Origin of the sequence: Promicromonospora sp. NPDC050880, from assembly GCF_044456525.1 — a bacterium.
Taxonomy (GTDB): domain Bacteria; phylum Actinomycetota; class Actinomycetes; order Actinomycetales; family Cellulomonadaceae; genus Promicromonospora.
On record NZ_JBITFV010000019.1, the window covers coordinates 34,890 to 51,283 of the forward strand.

The following is a 16,394-nucleotide window of genomic DNA, read 5'->3' on the forward strand; positions in this document are numbered from 1 at the left end:
GGGGGGGGGGGGGGGGGGGGGGGGGGGCCCCCCCGGGGCGGGGGGGGGGGGCGGCGGCGGGGGGGGGGGCCGGGCGGCCGGGGGGGGGGGGGCCCCCCCCGCCCCCCCCGGCGCCGACGCGCGTCACGAACGGCCGGCGAGCGGCACGTCCGCCGCGAAGAGCTCCTGGAACCGCCGGGCGTCCCGCTCCAGGGTCCGACCCAGCACCCGGGACATCAGCGGGAACAGGAGCCACTGCCCGAAGCCGTGTGAGGAGTACCGCAGCGTGAGGCAGACCACCGACCGACCGCTGGCACCGGTGGTCAGGCGACGAGAGCCCTCCACGTCGAGCCCTTCGACGGCGACCCAGCGGAACATCCGTCCGCTCTCCGCCTCCGTGACGGCAGTGACGGTGGTGACGGTGCGCAGCGTCGAGCCCATGGCGCGCATCGTCTCGTAGGTGAGGACACCCTCGACCACCGTGCCGCGGTTCGACTGCCGCATCTCCATGACGCCGCCTCGCCACCGGGGGTCGTGGGTGCAGTCGGCGAGAACCGCCCAGACCTCCGCGGCCGGGGCGTCGACGGTGGCCTGTGCAGACAGGGTGACGGTGGGCATGGTGTACCTCGGTCTTTCGTCGGGATTGAGACGCCCGATCGTCGCCCACCCGGATCGACAGACCGTCGACGTCCGACGGACGCCCGGGTCGAATTTCGCCCTGTTCTTCCGTCGCTGCGCACCGACGAGCGCTCGTATGCTCGTGCCGGGTCTGCCTCCGGGGCAGCGGCTCGGAGGCAAGAAAGGTTCTCCCCCATGGCCGACGACATGACGTTCGCGCTGCTCGGCCCCGTTCGCATGTGGCGCGCCGGGACCGAGCTGCCGGCAGGCTCACCGCAGCAACGGGCTCTCGCGGCGATGCTCCTGCTGCACCAGGGCCGTGTCGTGAGCATCGACGAGATGGCCACCGCCCTGTGGCGCGACGAGCCACCGCGTGGCGCCTTCGGCACCCTGCGCACCTATGTCTCTCGTCTGCGCCGGCTGCTGGAGGGCACCACCGCCACGATCGACACGGTCGGCGGCGGCTACGCGCTGCGCACACCCGAGGACTCCGTGGACGTCACACGCTTCGAGGCCCTGCTGCGCCGCGGCCGGGAGCTCGGACGGACCACCGACCTCACCGGCGCCGCGACCGTCCTCACCCAGGCCCTCGACCTGTGGCAGGGCGACGGGCTCGACGGTGTTCCCGGCGCGTACGCGGCCCACCAGCGGGTCAGGCTCCAGGAGGAACGGCTGGCCGCCACGTCACTGCGCCTCGCCGCTCTGCTCGACAGCGGCGGCTCGGTGGTACCAGAGCTCGCCACGCTGGTCGAGGCGCACCCGTACCGCGAGGAGCTGCGCGCCCTGCTGATGCGCGCCCTGTACCGCGACGGCCGCCAGGCCGACGCCATCGACGCCTACCACACCGGGGCCCGCCTGCTCGGCGACGAGCTCGGCCTGGACCCCGGGCCGGCGCTGCGCGACATGCATCAGCGCATCCTCGTCTCGGACCCGACCCTCACCGTCACGCCGCGCACCGAGCCCGACACGGCCGTGCCGGACGGCTCGGTCCGGGTCGAGCAGACCCGCGTGCCCCAGCCCGCGCAGCTCCCCGCCGACCAGCGCGGTTTCGTCGGGAGGCTCCGCGAGCTCACGTGGGCCGACGCGCTCCTCGATGCGCGGACCGCACCGGCCACCGCCGTCATCTCCGGCATGGGCGGCGTGGGCAAGAGCACCCTGGCCGTCCACTGGGCACACCACAACGCGACCGCGTTCCCGGACGGCCAGCTCTACGTCGACCTGCGCGGCTTCGACCACGCCCAGCCACCCGTGAACCCGCACGACGCCTTGATCAGGCTCCTCGAGTCATTGGGCATCGCCGGCGAGCACGTCCCGGACAGCCTCGACGCCCGCTCCGCGCTCTACCGCTCCGTGCTCGCGGACCGCCGGATGCTGGTGCTCCTGGACAACGCGCGTGATGCCGACCAGGTGCGACCGTTGCTTCCCGGCACGGGAGACAGTCTCGCCCTGGTCACCAGCCGGCACCGGCTCTCGGCGCTGCGTGTCGCCGGCGCGGCGTCGATACACCTCGATGTCCTGCCCGACGACGACGCCGCGGCGCTGCTCACCCACCTCTCGGGCCCGGACCGGGCGGACGCCGACCCGGAGTCGCTCGAGCGGATCGTCCGCGCGACCGGCAGGCTGCCGCTGGCGCTGGCGGTCGTCGGAGCACGGCTCGCCGACTCCCCGGATACCCCGCTGCGCGTGATCGCCGACGAGCTGAGCAGCGCGCACACCGTCCTGGACTCGCTCGGCGATCCCGACCCGACCGTGGACGTCCGCGCGGTGCTCTCGTGGTCGTGCAGCGCCCTGGACGTGGGCGCCCGGCGTGCACTGCGTCAGCTGGCGGTGCTGCCAGAAGCGTCGTTCGACACACCGGCCGCCCGCTCGGCCGTCGCGGACCGGGACCTGGCATCGCTGGACACGCTGGTACGAGCAAGCCTGCTCGCGCGGACACGCCCCGGCTGGTATGCCTTCCACGACCTGGTGCGGACCTTCGCCGGGGAGCTCGCCGCCAACGAGCCCGAGGCGCGGCGGGAGACGGTCGCGCGGGTCATGGACCACTACCTCGGCTCGGCCCACCTGGCCACGATGGCCCTGGAACCCCGGCGGGTACCCCTCGACCTGCCCGTGCCCGCCACCGGGACGGAGATCGTCCGGCACGCCGACGCGACCGACGCGTTCGGCTGGCTCGCCGGACACCGACGCACGCTGCGCGCAGCCGTCGACGTCGCGATCGCGGAGCGGCTGGACGGTACGGCCTGGCAGCTCGCCTGGTGCCTGGCCGCGTACCTGCACCGCGCCGGGTACTGGTCGGACGCGGTCAGCCTGTGGCAGGTCGCGCTCGGCGCCGCGGAACGTGACGTGAGCGTGGTCGGTCGAGCGCGGACCCACCAGGGCCTGGGCGTTGCTATCGGCATGAGCCAGGGGATGAGCGCCGCGGGGCTCTACCCGTCCTTCACGGCTCCGGACGGGAAACAGGTTGCCGCCCGCGCCCACGTCACCGAGGCGGTCCGGCTGTTCCAGTCGCTCGGCATGCAGACCGCCGCCGCATGGGCGCTGCTGAGCCTGGCGTCCCAGCACGACCTGTCCACCGATCCGGACGCCGTCGCCGACGCCCTGGAACGAGCTCGCCAGCTCTCCGACGAACCGTCCCTGCAGACCGCCACTCTGAACAACCTAGCCGTGCTCCACGCACGACTCGGCGACGGGCCGCGCGCGGTCGCCATGGCGCGCGAGGTGCTCGACCTCGTCGAGGCGCTCGACGACACCTCGACCCGCGCCCACGCGACCGACACACTGGGCATGGCGCAGATGGCCGACGACGACCCCGGCGCCGCTGCCGCCTCGTTCCGCGAGGCCGCCCGCATCTTCGAGGAGACCGGCGACCCGATGAACCAGGGCGTCAGCCTCGCCAACCTGGGCGACGCGTACGCCGCCGCCGGTGACCCCGCCACGGCCCAGGCCGCGCGGGCCGAGGCCCTCACCGTCCTGGACGGCACCGGGCACCCGCTCGTGGACCGGCTGCAGGCACTGGTCGGCCCGAAGGCAGAGCTGGCCGAGCCACACCGCTGAGCCTGCCGACGGCCACGTCCGTCGGCCGCGCCCCGGGCCCGCATCCGCCAGTCACCGCGGAGGTGCCCGCCCGGCGATCAGCCGGACGGTCGCCGAACGACTTCTCATGCAAGGAGAACGCCACTCCACTCGCGGTAGTCGACCTAGATCGGGCAGAGCAGTACGTTTCCCCCATGAGCAGTGACAGCGACGCCCCGGCAACCGAGGGTGGCGAGAAGACCGAGCGGATGGACCGCCTGCGGGCTCTGTTGACCAAGCCCATCAAGATTCCCGAGTCGGCGTCCAACGACACCGACGACGCCGACTACGCCGCCGCCGTGGCAGCCGCCGCACCGCCCGAGAGGGAGCCCCAGGGGGAACGGACTCAGATGACATCGCAGACGCCGAAGGGCGGCAAGGGACCCAAGGCCCCCGTCGAGACCCCGCCGGCCGTCAAGGCCGCCGCCGAGGCGCTCGACCGCCTGACCGACGAGGAGAAGGAGGCCGTGGTCGACGGGGCCTCCGGCCGGCCGAACCGGTCGCGGCGCACGTGGGCGGACGCGTACCTCACCAAGCCGGACAAGCCCCTGACGCCCGAGGAGGTGCGCGCCGAGCTGACGGTCTCCCTCAAGGAGCAGGGCACGGAGCTGCGCGAGCTGATCGTCAAGGAGGTGACGGCCCGCCAGAAGGAGCAGGCGGAGACGCTCACCGCGGCGCAGACCAAGGCTCTGGACGAGACCGCCACGCGGACGCTCGAGCAGGCGCAGGAGCACGCGACGAGCGCCGCCGAGCGGGCTGCGGCCACTGCCGCCGAGGAGGCGACGCGCCTGCGTGAGCGGATCGACGCGCTGACGACGACCGCCGACACGCTGCGGACCGACCTCGACGCCGCGCGCGCCGCGGCGGCCACGGCCCAGAGCGCCGCGGACTCGGCCGCGTCCGCTGCGGCTGCGGCGGGTCAGACCGCGGACGCGGCGACGAAGAAGGCCGCGACAGCCACGACGTTCGCCTGGGTCGGTGTCGCGCTCGCCGTGGTGGCCGCCGTGCTTGCCGTGGTGCTCTGACCCGGTGCGCCCCTCAGCGCGGGTCGTCCAGGTCGGTGCCGGCGCGCAGCACGAAGCGCCGGTGCCGGCGTGCGGCGCGCCGGTGCCCCGAGTGGTACAGCGGCAACTCCCCGACCGGGGCGTAGGTGACGCGGGGGCCGGCGAACAGCTCGTCGAGAAGTGCGCCGAACGCCGCGTCGACGGGTGAGACGGTGCCTTGGCCGGGCTCGTGACCTGCCGATGATTCGCACATGTGTTCGAGTCTAGTCGCCGCCCTCCCTGGAGTCCACCTATGCGCTGGCCTTTCCCGGGCCGCCGTCGTTACCGTCGGCGCATGATCCTCAGCCATGACACCGCGGGCTCCGGGCCCGCGGTCCTGCTCCTGCACGCCGGCGTCGCCGACTCCCGGATGTGGGAGCCGCAGCGGGCCCCGCTCGCCCGGGAGCACCGGGTGATCCGGTGCGACCTGCGCGGTTACGGCGACACCCCGCTGACCAGCGAGCCGTTCGACAACGCGGGTGACGTCCGGGCCCTGCTCGACTCGCTCGGCGTCGACCGCCTGGCGGTCGTCGGCGCCTCCTCCGGCGGCAACGTCGCGCTCCAGGTGGCGTCGGCCTGGCCGGGGCTCGTGTCGGACCTCGTGCTCGTCAACTCCGCCTTCGCCCTGCCGGCCACGCGCTCGCTGCAGCGGTTCGCCCGCCGCGAGGACGCCCTCCTGGAGGCCGGCGACGTCGCCGGCGCCACCGAGCTCAACGTCGCCACCTGGCTGGGGCCCGAGGCGGACGACGACGCCCACGAGCTGCTGCGCACCATGCAGCGGCACGCGTTCGAGGTTCAGCTCGGCGCGGGCGACGACATCCACCAGGACCCCGGCCCCGAGATCGACCTGGGCGCCATCACGGCACGCACGCTGGTCGTGTCGGGCGGCCAGGACCTCGACCACTTCCGCACGGTGGCGAACCACCTGGCCGGGCACATCGAGGGTGCCCGGCACGTGCAGCTCGGCTGGGCCGGTCATCTGCCCAACCTGGAGCGCCCTGACGAGGTGACGACCCTCCTGGCGGACTTCCTGGCCGGCGGGCCGGGCGAGGACGGCGCACCGGAGCGCTAGGCCGTCACGTCGCGCGCGGCACGCAGGTAGCCGCGCGTGACCCGGTCCTGCACCCCGCGCGCGGCCCAGGGCAGGATCCTCGAACCCCAGAAGTCGTGCCGCGCCACCGCGTGGATCTCGAAGACGACGCCGTCGCCGTCGCGCCGCACGCGGAACCTCTCGACCCCCGTCTCGGGGTGGCGCGGCAGCGTCGCGTAGGTGAAGCCGGCCTCGTCAGGCCCGCGCACCACGTCGAGGACCCGGCACGGGGCCGCGAACCACAGCGGGCCCACCCGCACACCCTGCACCAGTGTGGCCCCCGGCTCCGCCCGGCCGGTAGGGGTGATGACGAGGCCCGCACCGCGGTGCACGCGCCAGGTGAACAGCGCGTCGGCGACGGCGGCGAGCTCGGTGCCGGGGCGCACCACCACCCGTTCCCGCAGCACCCGCGCCCGCGGCGGCGGGGCGTCCAGCCAGCCGGCCTCGGCCTTCGGGCGTTCGGTGACGGCGCGCGCGAGGACCCGCGCGAGGTCGGGCCGGGTGAGCTGCACACCGGTACCGTACCGGCCGGGGCCCGGCCGCCCGTAGTCCGGCCCCGTGCTCCAGCCTCGGGCACCGACCCGTGTGCCGACCCGTGTACGTTTCTCCCCCATGGCGACCGAACACGACCCGAGCGCGCCCGACGCCCCGAGCCCGTCCGGCGGAGTTCCCCGGCACGCCTCCGCCAGGGAGCGCAAGGCCCGCGGCATCAAGCCGTTCCTGTCGGACCTCAGGGCCGAGGTGCGCAGCCAGCTCACCCGTGCCGAGACTCCCGCCCCGGACCACCCGCAGGACCGCGCGGCCGACGCCGCCCCGGCCGCGCCGTTCCCCGCCTCGTCCCGGCAGCCCGCTCCCCCGGCCGACGCCGCCGCCCTCGCCGCTGCCGCGCTCGCGACCGCGGACCACGCGGGAGCCACGGCGGCGGCCGCCGGTGCGGAGGCCGCCGCCGCCCGGGACGAGGCCGCCACGGCGCGGGCGGCCGCGGACCGTGCCGAGTCGCACCTGGGGGTGGTGCAGGACGAGGTCGCGGCGGCCCACCGGGAGCTCGCCGCAGAGCTCGGCGCGCTGCGCGCGGGGCACGCGGCGCTGGGTGCGGAGCTCGGGGCGCTGCGGGCCGAGCTCGGCACGGTGCGGGAGCGCGCACGGCGGCACGTCCTGTTCGCCTGGGCGGGCGCGGGGGTCGCGGTCGTCGTCGCGGTGGTCGCGCTGGTCGTCAGGCTCTGACGGCTCCCGAGATCCTCGCGATCACCGCTGACGGGCGGGGCGGTGCTCCTCGAAACGCACCGGGAGCTCCCGGGGCACCGAGGACCACAGCGTCCCCGTCGCGGCCAGCGTCCGGGCCGGCACGGTGAGCGCCACGCCACCCAGGCGGCGCAGCGCCTCTGAGACGGCCACCTGCGCGATCACGGTCGCGGGCCGGCGCGCCGGGCAGGCGTGCGGTCCGGCGCCCCACGTGAGGTAGGAGAGGTTCCCGGTCTCGAGCCAGATGTCGTCACCCGCGGCCCGCGACTCGGCGCTCGCGGCCAGGATGCCCGGCACGACCGCGTCCCCGGCGGCGATCCTGCGTCCGCCGAGCGTCGTGTCCGCCAGCGCGAACCGGGGTCCGGCGTTGGGCGCCGGTGGCGTCGAGCCGAGCACCTGGGTCAGGGTGTCGGACGCCGAGAGCAGCCCGCCCGAGCGTCCGTCGAACCGCCGGTCGGTGAGCCGCAGCCGCAGCGCGTGCGTGATCCACGCGACCTCGTACTGGCTGCCCAGGATGAGCGTCGCCGACACGGCGCTCTGCACGTCCACGTCGGTGGGCGCGCTCGGGTGCCGCAGCATGGCCGAGACCAGGTCGTCCGACGGCGCCGCACGACGGCTCTCGATCAGCTCCACGATGAGCGCCCGCTGCGCGTCCAGAGCCTCGCGGCCGGCCGCGCCCTGCGCCTGGAACACGCGCTGCGCGTGCCCGAGCATCGCGCGCGCCTGGTCGGCGTCCAGCCCGAACATCGTCGACATGACCAGCAGCGGCACGGCCCGCGCGTACTCGCTCACGAGGTCGGCCTCACCCTTGGCGAGCACGCGGTCCAGCGCGCGCCGGCACCACTGCTCGGTGATGCCGGCCAGGTGGTGCTCGTCCACGCTCTCGAACGCGTCGTCCACGAGGCGGCGCAGGTGGCGGTGGCGCACGCCGTCCACGTAGTAGATGCCGTCGCGGGGCGCGAGCACCCCGCCCACGCCGCTGCCCGGGGTGACCGTGCCGTCCTGCAGGAGGCCCCAGTTGCGCGAGTCGCGCGAGAACAGGCCCTCGTTGCGCAGCACCGTCACGAGCTCCCGGTGGCCCAGCACGAGCCACGCCGGCACGCCGGGCTCCAGCAGCACCGGCGCGACGTTGCCCCACCGGGCCCGCAGCCGCTCGTAGACCTGCGCGGGATCAGCGCTCGTGGTGGTCTCGATGAGCGGGGTCAGGTCCGTCAGGTCGACCAGGCGCTCCGACCGGGTGGTCGTCGTGACTGTCATGGCTCCCCGGGTTCCGGGCGCACCACAGGCGCGCACTGCGTTGTTTAGCCGGAATGTACCTCATGTCCGATGCAACGTCATACATCCCCCGGGCGGATGGTCACCCGTTCGCCATGCCACGGTCAATCCACGGCAACGCGCCGGGTGGAGTGTTCGGTCCGGCACGTCGCACGCAGCCATCTCGCACGCAGCCATCTCGCACATCCGGCATCGACATCCGGCATCGACATCCGGCACATCGACGGGACGAGGGACGACATGAACAGACCCGCACGAACAGCAGCACGCACCGCCGCGGCGGGCGTGACGGGCGTGGCGCTCGCGCTCGGCGCGGCGGCGGCGGGCACGGCCGCCGCCGCGACGCCGGGCACGAGTACCGCACCGGCCACGGTGACGGCGAGCGCAGCCGACGTCGCGCAGCGCTGGGCGCCGATCCACTACCAGGACGTGGACCAGACCGGGACCAACGCCCTGGGTGGCCGCTCGGACTACATCGCGGCCTACGACTTCGACGGCGACGTGGACGCGCGCAACAACTGGGAGAACACCGGCAGCCACCCGCTGGCGGCCACCGCGTACTACTCGGTGCTGGAGACGGGCACGCACTGGTTCGTCACCTACATGTTCTTCCACCCGCGGGACTGGTCCGACTCGATCTTCGACACGGAGCACGAGAACGACGCCGAGGGCGTGATGGTCGCGGTCCAGAAGGACGGCTCGGCGTACGGGGTGCTGCGCGGCGCCGTCACCGTGGCACACAGCGACTTCTACTCGTACACGCCGTCAGGCAGCACGTGGGGCGCCGGGGCAGAGACCGTCGACGGCACCCTCCAGATGGCGACCAGCCCGCACGACGGGCTGGCCCACCCGGTCACCGCGCAGGAGGCCAAGGGGCACGGCCTCAAGGCCCGGCCGGGCTACGACATCCGGGGCGACGGGGTCGTCTACTACCCGGCGGGTCGCGCCGAGGTGCCCGAGCACCCGGACGACCGGGACGTGTCCTACCGCCTGGTGGACGTGCACGCGGCGGGCGGGCTGTGGGCTCTGCGCGCCGACAGCCGGCTCTTCGCGAGCCACGGCACGTTCGCGGGCGACGCCTCGGGCAGCTGCGGCGACGGCGGGATCTCGTGCACGCAGAACTCCGCGAACGCGCCCTGGGGCTGGGACGACGGGAACGACGGCCCCGGCCGGGGCGCCCTGGCGACCGATCCGGCCAGCCTGGCGGCGAACTACTTCCGCGTGCCGGAGCCGCTGGACCGTACGTACGTGAGCTACCCGTTCTGACCATCCTCACCTTCATGTTGAGGTTGAAGGTTGGCCGAGGTTCACGCTGAGGTCGAGGGTGAGGGCGCCGCATGCCTACCGGGTGGTAGTTTCTGAACAGCTACCACCCGGTAGGTTTACGCCCGCACCAGCCCGGGCCCGTCCCGGCAGAGGGAGCGCCATGACCGACACACCCACCGTCCCTCCGACCGGCCGCGCGTTCGACGTCGAGCACGTGCTCGCCGAGCTCACGCTCGAGGAGAAGGCGTCGCTCCTGTCGGGCCTGGACTTCTGGACGACGCAGCCCGTCGACCGCCCGGAGGTGGCCGTACCCGGCGTCATGGTCACCGACGGCCCGCACGGGCTGCGCAAGCAGGCGGACTCCCCCGACCACCTCGGGCTCGGCACCTCGGTGCCCGCCACCTGCTTCCCCACCGCCGCGACGCTCGGCTCCACCTGGGACCCGGACCTGCTGCGCCGGATCGGCGTCGCGCTGGGCCGCGAGACGCGCGCGAACGACGTCGCCGTGCTGCTCGGCCCGGGGATCAACATCAAGCGCTCGCCCCTGAACGGGCGCAACTTCGAGTACCTCTCGGAGGACCCGGTGATCTCGGGCGAGCTGGGCGCCGCCCTGGTCGAGGGCGTCCAGTCCCAGGGGGTCGGCACGTCGCTGAAGCACTTCGCCGCCAACAACCAGGAGGCCGACCGCATGCGCGTCTCGGCCGACGTCGACGAGCGCACCCTGCGCGAGATCTACCTGCCCGGGTTCGAGCGCGTCGTCAAGCGGGCGCAGCCGTGGACCGTCATGTGCTCGTACAACAGGATCAACGGCGTCTACGCCTCGCAGAACCACTGGCTGCTGACCGAGGTGCTGCGCGACGAGTGGGGCTTCGAGGGGCTCGTGGTGTCCGACTGGGGTGCGGTGCGCGACCGGGTCGCGGCCGTCGCCGCCGGGCTCGACCTGGAGATGCCCGCCAGCGGCGGGCGCCGGGACGCCGAGGTGGTCGCCGCGGTGCGTGAGGGCCGCCTGGCGCAGGACGTGGTCGACGTCGCCGCACGGCGCGTGCTGCGGATGGTCGCCCAGGCCCTGCCCGCGCTGGACGCCCCGGGCACCTACGACGCGGACGCCCACCACGCCCTGGCCCGCGAGGCCGCCGCGGCAGGGACCGTGCTGCTGAAGAACGACGTCGTGCGCGGCCCGGGCGGCGCCCACGGCGCACCGCTGCTGCCGCTGGCCACGCCCGCCGACGTCGCCGTCGTGGGCGAGCTGGCCCGGACGCCGCGCTACCAGGGCGCCGGTTCCTCGCAGGTCAACCCGACCCGGCTGGACGACGCCCTGTCCGCGCTGCGGGCGGCGACCGGCACGGACGTGCCCTTCGCCGCCGGCTACACGGTCGACGGCGCCGACCTCGGCTCGGGGACCGACGAGGCCGCGCTGCGCGCGCAGGCCGTGGAGGTCGCGCGGGACGCCGGCACGGTGCTGGTGTTCCTCGGCCTGCCCGCGTCGTACGAGTCGGAGGGCTTCGACCGCACGCACCTCGACCTGCCCGCGGGGCAGGTCGCGCTGCTGGAGGCCGTGGCCGCCGTCAACCCGCGGGTCGTGGTGGTGCTCGCGAACGGCTCGGCCGTCGCGATGGCGCCCTGGCAGCACCTCGCGCCGGGGCTGGTCGAGGGCTGGCTCGGCGGCCAGGCGGGCGGCTCCGGCGTCGTCGACGTGCTGCTCGGCGCCGTGAACCCGGCCGGGCGCCTGGCCGAGACGCTGCCGCTGCGTCTGGCGGACACCCCGTCGTACGGCAACTTCCCGGGCGAGCTCGGGCACGTCCGCTACGGCGAGGGCGTCCTGGTGGGCTACCGCTGGTACGACACGCGGCAGGCCGACGTCGCCTACCCGTTCGGGCACGGGCTGTCCTACACGACGTTCGCGTACGACGGCGTGGCGGCCGAGGTGCTGCGGCCCGCCACGGCCGACGCCGACGCCGTCGTCCGCGTGCGGGCGCGGGTCACCAACACCGGCGGGCGCGCAGGGGCCGAGGTCGTGCAGGTGTACGTCGGCGACCCGGCCGCCCAGGTGCTGCGCCCGGAGCGCGAGCTCAAGGCGTTCGCCAAGGTCGACCTCGCCCCGGGCGAGTCCCGCGAGCTGGTCTTCGACCTCTCGGGGCGGGACCTGGCGTACTGGCACCCGGTGCTGCGCCGCTGGGTGGTCGAGGGCGGCGAGTTCGTGGTGTCGGTCGGCGCGTCCTCGCGCGACCTGCGCGGGGCGGTCACGGTGCAGGTCGACGGCGAGGACGTGCGCCTGCCCCTCGGGCCGCTGTCCACGGTGGCCGAGGCGATGACGCACCCCGTCGTCGGGCCGCGCGTCGAGGCGATGGTGCACGGCGGCGGCGTGGCCGAGGACATGCTCGGGATGATCGGCGACATGCCGCTGACCGTCGTGGCCGACTTCGGCATGGGCGGGTTCGACCAGCACGCGCTCGCTGCGCTCCTGGCGGAGGCCGACGGCTGAGCCGTGCTCGGGGCAGGATCCCGGAGCGGCCTCGGGCGCAGGGTCTCAGCGCAGGATCTCAGCGCAGGATCAGGTCCAGGTAGCCGCGCAGGTCGGCGGCCATGTCGACCCGCTCGGCGCCGGGCCGCTCCAGGGACAGCAGCCACTGGACCTGCAGCCCGTCCATGAGCGCCACCACGGTGCGCGCCGCCCGGTCCGGGTCCACCCCGGGAGCGAGGCCGCCGCGCGCGGCCCGCTCCCGCAGGTGCCGCGACTGCTCCTGGAGGACGCGGGCGTACCGCCGCTGGATGTACTCGTGGGCGGGGTGGTCGGGCGAGGTCGCCTCGGTGGCCAGGCCCGCGAACAGCTCGACGAGCGGGCGCCGCAACCGGTTGCGCTCGACCACGTGCAGCAGCGCCTCGAAGTAGTCGGTGCCGCGCTCGACGTCCTGGGCGAACAGCTCCTCGTCGACGGCGTCGCGGTACTCCAGCACCGCCTCCAGCAGCGCGACCTTGGTCGGGAAGTGGTGCAGCAGCCCGGGGTGGGAGATGCCCACGCGGGCCGCGATGTCCCGCAGGGACGCGCCGTGGAACCCGACGTCGGCGAACACGAGGATCGCGGTGCGGATGATCTCCTGCTGCGTGGCCCGGCCGCGGGCGTACCGGCCGCGGGCGGCGCCCGGCCCGCCCCCGGCGGCGTCGGCACTGGTCTGGGCGCTGACGGACATGCCACCAAACTACCCCGGCCGGTGCCGGCCGGGACGTCAGGCCAGGCGGGCCGACAGCGTCAGCTCCTGGCCGACGTCGAGCCGGACGTCCGCGAGGCGGACGCCCTCGGGCAGCTGCGCGCCCAGGTCGATGTCCTTGCTGGTGGCGGCCTCCACCCGGCCCCTCACGGTGCCCAGCAGGGCCGCCACCAGCGGGTTGCCGCTCGCCAGCTGCACGTCCCGTACCGCGAGCACCATGTCGGCGCTCACGCTGACGGACGCCGTCGCCTGCACCCGCGCGGAGAGGAACACGCCCTTCTTGACCGCCGCGTCGATGCGCACCGTCGCCGCGCGCGGCCCGGCCGAGACCAGGTCGACGTCGAGCGCGGTGAGGGTGACGCCCTGCTGCAGGAGCACGACCGCCAGGATGCCCCGGGCCGTGGCGACCAGGCCGTCCTTGTCGACCGAGACGCGGGCGTGCCCGGAGACGGGGTGCGCGCCCGAGGGTTCGACCGGCTGGGCACCGATGCGGCCGTCGGCACCCTCGACCCAGTCGAAGCGCAGCCCCTCGAGCTCCGCGGTGACGTCGACCGGCAGGTCGACCACGACGAGCCGGTGGGCATCCACCCGCACGCGGCGCAGGGTCGCCGGCTCGCGCCGGACCACGTCGGGCTGCCAGCGCGGGGCCCCTGGTCCGGCGGCGCCACCGGCCGCCTGCGGCGCGTCGAGCCGCACGACCACGCCCGTGAGGTCGATGTCCGCCGACGCGACGTCCGCACCGTCGAGCTCCGCCGTGATCGCCGCCCGCTCCAGCCCCACGACACGGCCGCCCAGCTCGGCCGCGAGCGCGGCACGGATGCGGGCAGCCAGGTCGGCACCGTCGGCCGGACGGGGTGCCGGGCCGAGCGGCACCAGGTCCGGCACGGGGACCGGCACAGGGGCTGACGCGGGGTCCGGCACCGGGTCGGGCGTCGTCGGCAGGGCAGAGGAGGGACGGGCGGCGTCGGTCATGGACGCGACACTATCCGCCGCCACCGACAGGCGCCGAGCCGCGCCGCCCGCCGCCCGGGCCCCGGCCTTCGCTCAGACCCTGTCTCCGCTCAGACCCGCCCGGCGTTGAGACGCCGCTGGAGGGCCATGACCGCCCGGGAGTCGCGGGAGATGACGCCGTCGGCCGGGGTGCCCAGGTAGGTCTGCAGAGCGCGGATGGTCTGCGGTCCGATCTTGCCGTCCCGCTGGCCCTCGGGCATGCCGACCCGGGCCTGGAGGGCGGCGATCACGCGGGAGCCCTGCGCGTCGGACACCCACCGCCAGCCGGTGGTCAGGCCCGGGTTCCGGTCCCGCCAGACGATGCTCTGGGAGGAGACGACGCCGTCCGCGGTGGTACCGAGCTCCTGCTGCAGGCGCCGGGTCGTGGCCGAGCCCCAGGCGCCGTCGACGACGAGACCGCCGGGCTCGCCCGGGCTGGGCGGGGTGGAGCCCTCGCCCGCGCGGATGTCGTCGAGGCGGGCGTAGACGTACCGGCCGGGGCAGGCCGTGGCCTTGACGTCGCGGTGCCCGTACAGCGGCGCACCCTGGGTCCACCAGCGGCCCTTGCCCTCGCCGTAGATGGCGGCCGCGGTGGAGATCTGCGCCGCCGTCGGGCGGCTGGTCTCGTAGTTGCCCGCGAGGCAGATGGAGCGTGCGGTGCTGTTCCGCCCGCCGGTGTGGGTGCCGCGGCGGTTCCAGCTCACCCCCTGGTAGGCCCGGCCGGACGGGAAGACGATCACGTTGTACGAGATGCCGGTGCCGAACCGCGACTGGCCCACGCTCTCCAGCGCGCGCATCTGCTCCGCCTCCGCGGCGACGCTCGCGTCCGGGGAGAGCTGGGCCGTGACGGAGTGGTGCACGAACACCTCGACGGCGGGGCCGGTCAGCGTCAGGTCGCCGTCGGGGTACCGGGCGCCCCACGAGGCGCGCGACGCGATGCTCACGGCGGCCAGGGGCGTCGCCGCCGGTTCCGGCCCGGGCGCGGCCTGCGGCGTCGCGGTCGGCTCGACGTCGTCGTCCGTCACGAGAATCTCCCCCGCGGGCTCGTCGTCCGTGCCGAGCACCTCCAGCACGGTCCCGTTGTCGTCCCTGATCTCGTAGAACTCAGACATGGCGCCCCCAAACTCCATATATGTCCTAGATGTCTGCCATCGGCCCATGTCTACCACCGGGTGAAGTGCAAGGCGACCCCCCACTTGTAGGGTTGCGGGCGTGATCCGCATCGACGCAGACTCCCCCGTCCCGCCGTTCGAGCAGGTGCGCACCGCGCTCGCCCAGCAGATGGCGGACCGGACGCTGCCCGTCGGCACCCGCCTGCCCACGGTCCGGGCGCTCGCGGCCGACCTCGGCATCGCGGTCAACACCGTGGCCCGTGCCTACCGGGAGCTGGAGGCGGCCGGGCTCGTCGAGACCCGGGGCCGGGCGGGCACCTTCGTCAGCGCCGCCGGGGACCAGCGGCTCGCCCTCGCCCAGGAGGCGGCCGGCCGGTACGCCGCCACGGTGCGGGCCCTCGGCATCGGCCGGGCGGAGGCGCTGGAGATCGCGTCGGCGGCGCTGGGGCAGCCGGGCTAGGCGAGCACGCGCACCGGGCTGCCCGCCGCCCACGCCGCGACGTCCTCGACGGCCTGCCGGTAGAACGTGGTGTAGGTGTCCTCGGTGACGTAGCCCAGGTGTGGTGTCAGCACCGTGCGCGGCGCGGACCGCAGCGGGTGGTCCGCGGGCAGCGGCTCCGTGTCGTACACGTCCAGGCCGGCGCCGCCGATCCGGCCGGCGTGCAACGCCTCCAGCAGCGCCTCGGTGTCGACCAGGGGGCCGCGCGAGGTGTTCACCAGGATCGCCGTCGGGCGCATGCGCGCGATCTGGGCGCGGCCCACGATCCCCGCGCTGCGCTCGCTGAGCTTGTAGTGCACCGTGACGACGTCGGCGGTGGCGAACAGCTCGTCCTTCGGCACCGCCCGCGCGCCCGCCGCGGCCGCGGCAGCCGGGTCCAGGTGGGCGCTCCAGGCGATCACGTCCATGCCGAACGCCACCCCGATGCGCGCGACCTGTGCCCCGAGCCGCCCCAGGCCGACGACGCCGAGCGTGCGCCCCGCCAGGTCCGTGCCGATCGTGTGCTGCCAGCCGCCCGCACGCAGGCGCGCATCCTCCTGTGGCACGTGGCGCGCGACGGCCAGGATCAGCGCCCAGGTCAGCTCCGGCGTGGCCGACGACGGCGACTCCGTACCGCACACCACCACGCCGCGGTCGCGGGCGGCGGCCAGGTCGATCGACGCGTTCGCCGGGCCCGTCGTGACCAGCAGCCGGAGATCGGGCAGCAGGTCCAGGACCGCGGCCGGGAACGGCGTCCGCTCGCGCATCGCGACGACGACGTCGCACCCGGCCAGGGCCGCCGCGAGCGCCTCCGGGCCGGCCAGGTGCTCGGTGAGGAACCGGACCTCGGCGTCGAGGGAGCCCCAGTCGGCGAGACGGTGTGCGACGTTCTGGTAGTCGTCGAGGACGGCGATGCGCATGCGACTCACCCTACGGCGACGTGTCGATCCGGCCGGGGTCCGCACGTCGTGGTCATGAAGGGCCGATGACTTCCGCGAGCGCGGGCCGTCGGTACCCCAGGAA

General features: G+C 74.8%; 15 protein-coding genes. 7 read left to right on the forward strand and 8 right to left on the reverse strand.

All coding sequences use genetic code 11. The features are described 5' to 3' along the window. Nucleotides 1–123: 123 nt before the first annotated feature. A complete protein-coding gene (locus ACIBBF_RS22375) occupies nucleotides 124–597 on the reverse strand; it encodes an SRPBCC family protein (protein ID WP_397417758.1) in 474 nt (157 codons plus the stop codon). A gap of 195 nt (nucleotides 598–792) precedes the next feature. Between ACIBBF_RS22375 and ACIBBF_RS22380 the strand changes: the two genes are divergently transcribed. Both ACIBBF_RS22380 and ACIBBF_RS22385 read left to right on the forward strand, forming a co-directional pair. Next, nucleotides 793–3,651 (forward strand): BTAD domain-containing putative transcriptional regulator, encoded by a 2,859-nt coding sequence (locus ACIBBF_RS22380; RefSeq protein WP_397417761.1) that lies wholly within the window; start codon nucleotides 793–795, stop codon nucleotides 3,649–3,651. A 173-nt stretch (nucleotides 3,652–3,824) separates the two neighbouring features. Then, nucleotides 3,825–4,694 carry a hypothetical protein gene (locus ACIBBF_RS22385; protein ID WP_397417763.1) on the forward strand — a complete coding sequence of 290 codons (870 nt, stop codon included), beginning with the start codon at nucleotides 3,825–3,827 and terminating at the stop codon, nucleotides 4,692–4,694. A 13-nt stretch (nucleotides 4,695–4,707) separates the two neighbouring features. Here ACIBBF_RS22385 and ACIBBF_RS22390 read toward each other — a convergent pair whose 3' ends face one another. Then, nucleotides 4,708–4,926: a hypothetical protein gene (locus tag ACIBBF_RS22390; protein ID WP_397417766.1), complete on the reverse strand. Its 219-nt coding sequence runs from the start codon at nucleotides 4,924–4,926 to the stop codon at nucleotides 4,708–4,710. Nucleotides 4,927–5,007: 81 nt separating this feature from the next. Between ACIBBF_RS22390 and ACIBBF_RS22395 the strand changes: the two genes are divergently transcribed. Then, the gene (locus ACIBBF_RS22395; protein WP_397417768.1) at nucleotides 5,008–5,784 is read left to right on the forward strand and encodes an alpha/beta fold hydrolase; all 777 of its coding nucleotides are present in this window, start codon (nucleotides 5,008–5,010) and stop codon (nucleotides 5,782–5,784) included. On the opposite strand, the gene ACIBBF_RS22400 is transcribed toward ACIBBF_RS22395, so the two are convergent. Then, complete coding sequence (locus ACIBBF_RS22400; RefSeq protein ID WP_397417770.1) at nucleotides 5,781–6,314, reverse strand: DUF1990 family protein; 534 nt, start codon at nucleotides 6,312–6,314, stop codon at nucleotides 5,781–5,783. The genes ACIBBF_RS22395 and ACIBBF_RS22400 overlap by 4 nt on opposite strands. 100 nt (nucleotides 6,315–6,414) lie before the next feature. On the opposite strand from ACIBBF_RS22400, the gene ACIBBF_RS22405 reads away from it, so the two are divergent. Further along, nucleotides 6,415–7,026 (forward strand): hypothetical protein, encoded by a 612-nt coding sequence (locus ACIBBF_RS22405; protein ID WP_397417772.1) that lies wholly within the window; start codon nucleotides 6,415–6,417, stop codon nucleotides 7,024–7,026. A gap of 21 nt (nucleotides 7,027–7,047) precedes the next feature. On the opposite strand, the gene ACIBBF_RS22410 is transcribed toward ACIBBF_RS22405, so the two are convergent. Further along, complete coding sequence (locus tag ACIBBF_RS22410) at nucleotides 7,048–8,301, reverse strand: hypothetical protein (RefSeq protein ID WP_397417774.1); 1,254 nt, start codon at nucleotides 8,299–8,301, stop codon at nucleotides 7,048–7,050. Nucleotides 8,302–8,559: 258 nt separating this feature from the next. On the opposite strand from ACIBBF_RS22410, the gene ACIBBF_RS22415 reads away from it, so the two are divergent. Both ACIBBF_RS22415 and ACIBBF_RS22420 read left to right on the forward strand, forming a co-directional pair. Then, nucleotides 8,560–9,585 carry a hypothetical protein gene (locus tag ACIBBF_RS22415; RefSeq protein ID WP_397417776.1) on the forward strand — a complete coding sequence of 342 codons (1,026 nt, stop codon included), beginning with the start codon at nucleotides 8,560–8,562 and terminating at the stop codon, nucleotides 9,583–9,585. 160 nt (nucleotides 9,586–9,745) lie between these two features. Further along, nucleotides 9,746–12,067, forward strand: a complete 2,322-nt coding sequence (locus ACIBBF_RS22420; protein ID WP_397417779.1) for a glycoside hydrolase family 3 C-terminal domain-containing protein — start codon at nucleotides 9,746–9,748, stop codon at nucleotides 12,065–12,067. A gap of 58 nt (nucleotides 12,068–12,125) precedes the next feature. Here the strand turns inward: ACIBBF_RS22420 and ACIBBF_RS22425 are convergent, their stop codons facing one another. From ACIBBF_RS22425 to ACIBBF_RS22435, 3 genes are all read right to left on the reverse strand, one after another. After that, entirely contained in the window at nucleotides 12,126–12,773 is a 648-nt protein-coding gene (locus ACIBBF_RS22425) for a TetR/AcrR family transcriptional regulator (RefSeq protein ID WP_397417781.1), read from the reverse strand. A 36-nt stretch (nucleotides 12,774–12,809) separates the two neighbouring features. Further along, nucleotides 12,810–13,763: a hypothetical protein gene (locus tag ACIBBF_RS22430; RefSeq protein ID WP_397417783.1), complete on the reverse strand. Its 954-nt coding sequence runs from the start codon at nucleotides 13,761–13,763 to the stop codon at nucleotides 12,810–12,812. A gap of 89 nt (nucleotides 13,764–13,852) precedes the next feature. Next, on the reverse strand, nucleotides 13,853–14,893 hold the full coding sequence (locus ACIBBF_RS22435; protein ID WP_397417785.1) for an N-acetylmuramoyl-L-alanine amidase: 1,041 nt from the start codon (nucleotides 14,891–14,893) through the stop codon (nucleotides 13,853–13,855). A 100-nt stretch (nucleotides 14,894–14,993) separates the two neighbouring features. Between ACIBBF_RS22435 and ACIBBF_RS22440 the strand changes: the two genes are divergently transcribed. After that, entirely contained in the window at nucleotides 14,994–15,353 is a 360-nt protein-coding gene (locus tag ACIBBF_RS22440; RefSeq protein WP_397417787.1) for a GntR family transcriptional regulator, read from the forward strand. On the opposite strand, the gene ACIBBF_RS22445 is transcribed toward ACIBBF_RS22440, so the two are convergent. Continuing rightward, nucleotides 15,350–16,291 carry a D-2-hydroxyacid dehydrogenase family protein gene (locus ACIBBF_RS22445; RefSeq protein ID WP_397417789.1) on the reverse strand — a complete coding sequence of 314 codons (942 nt, stop codon included), beginning with the start codon at nucleotides 16,289–16,291 and terminating at the stop codon, nucleotides 15,350–15,352. The genes ACIBBF_RS22440 and ACIBBF_RS22445 overlap by 4 nt on opposite strands. Nucleotides 16,292–16,394: the final 103 nt, after the last annotated feature.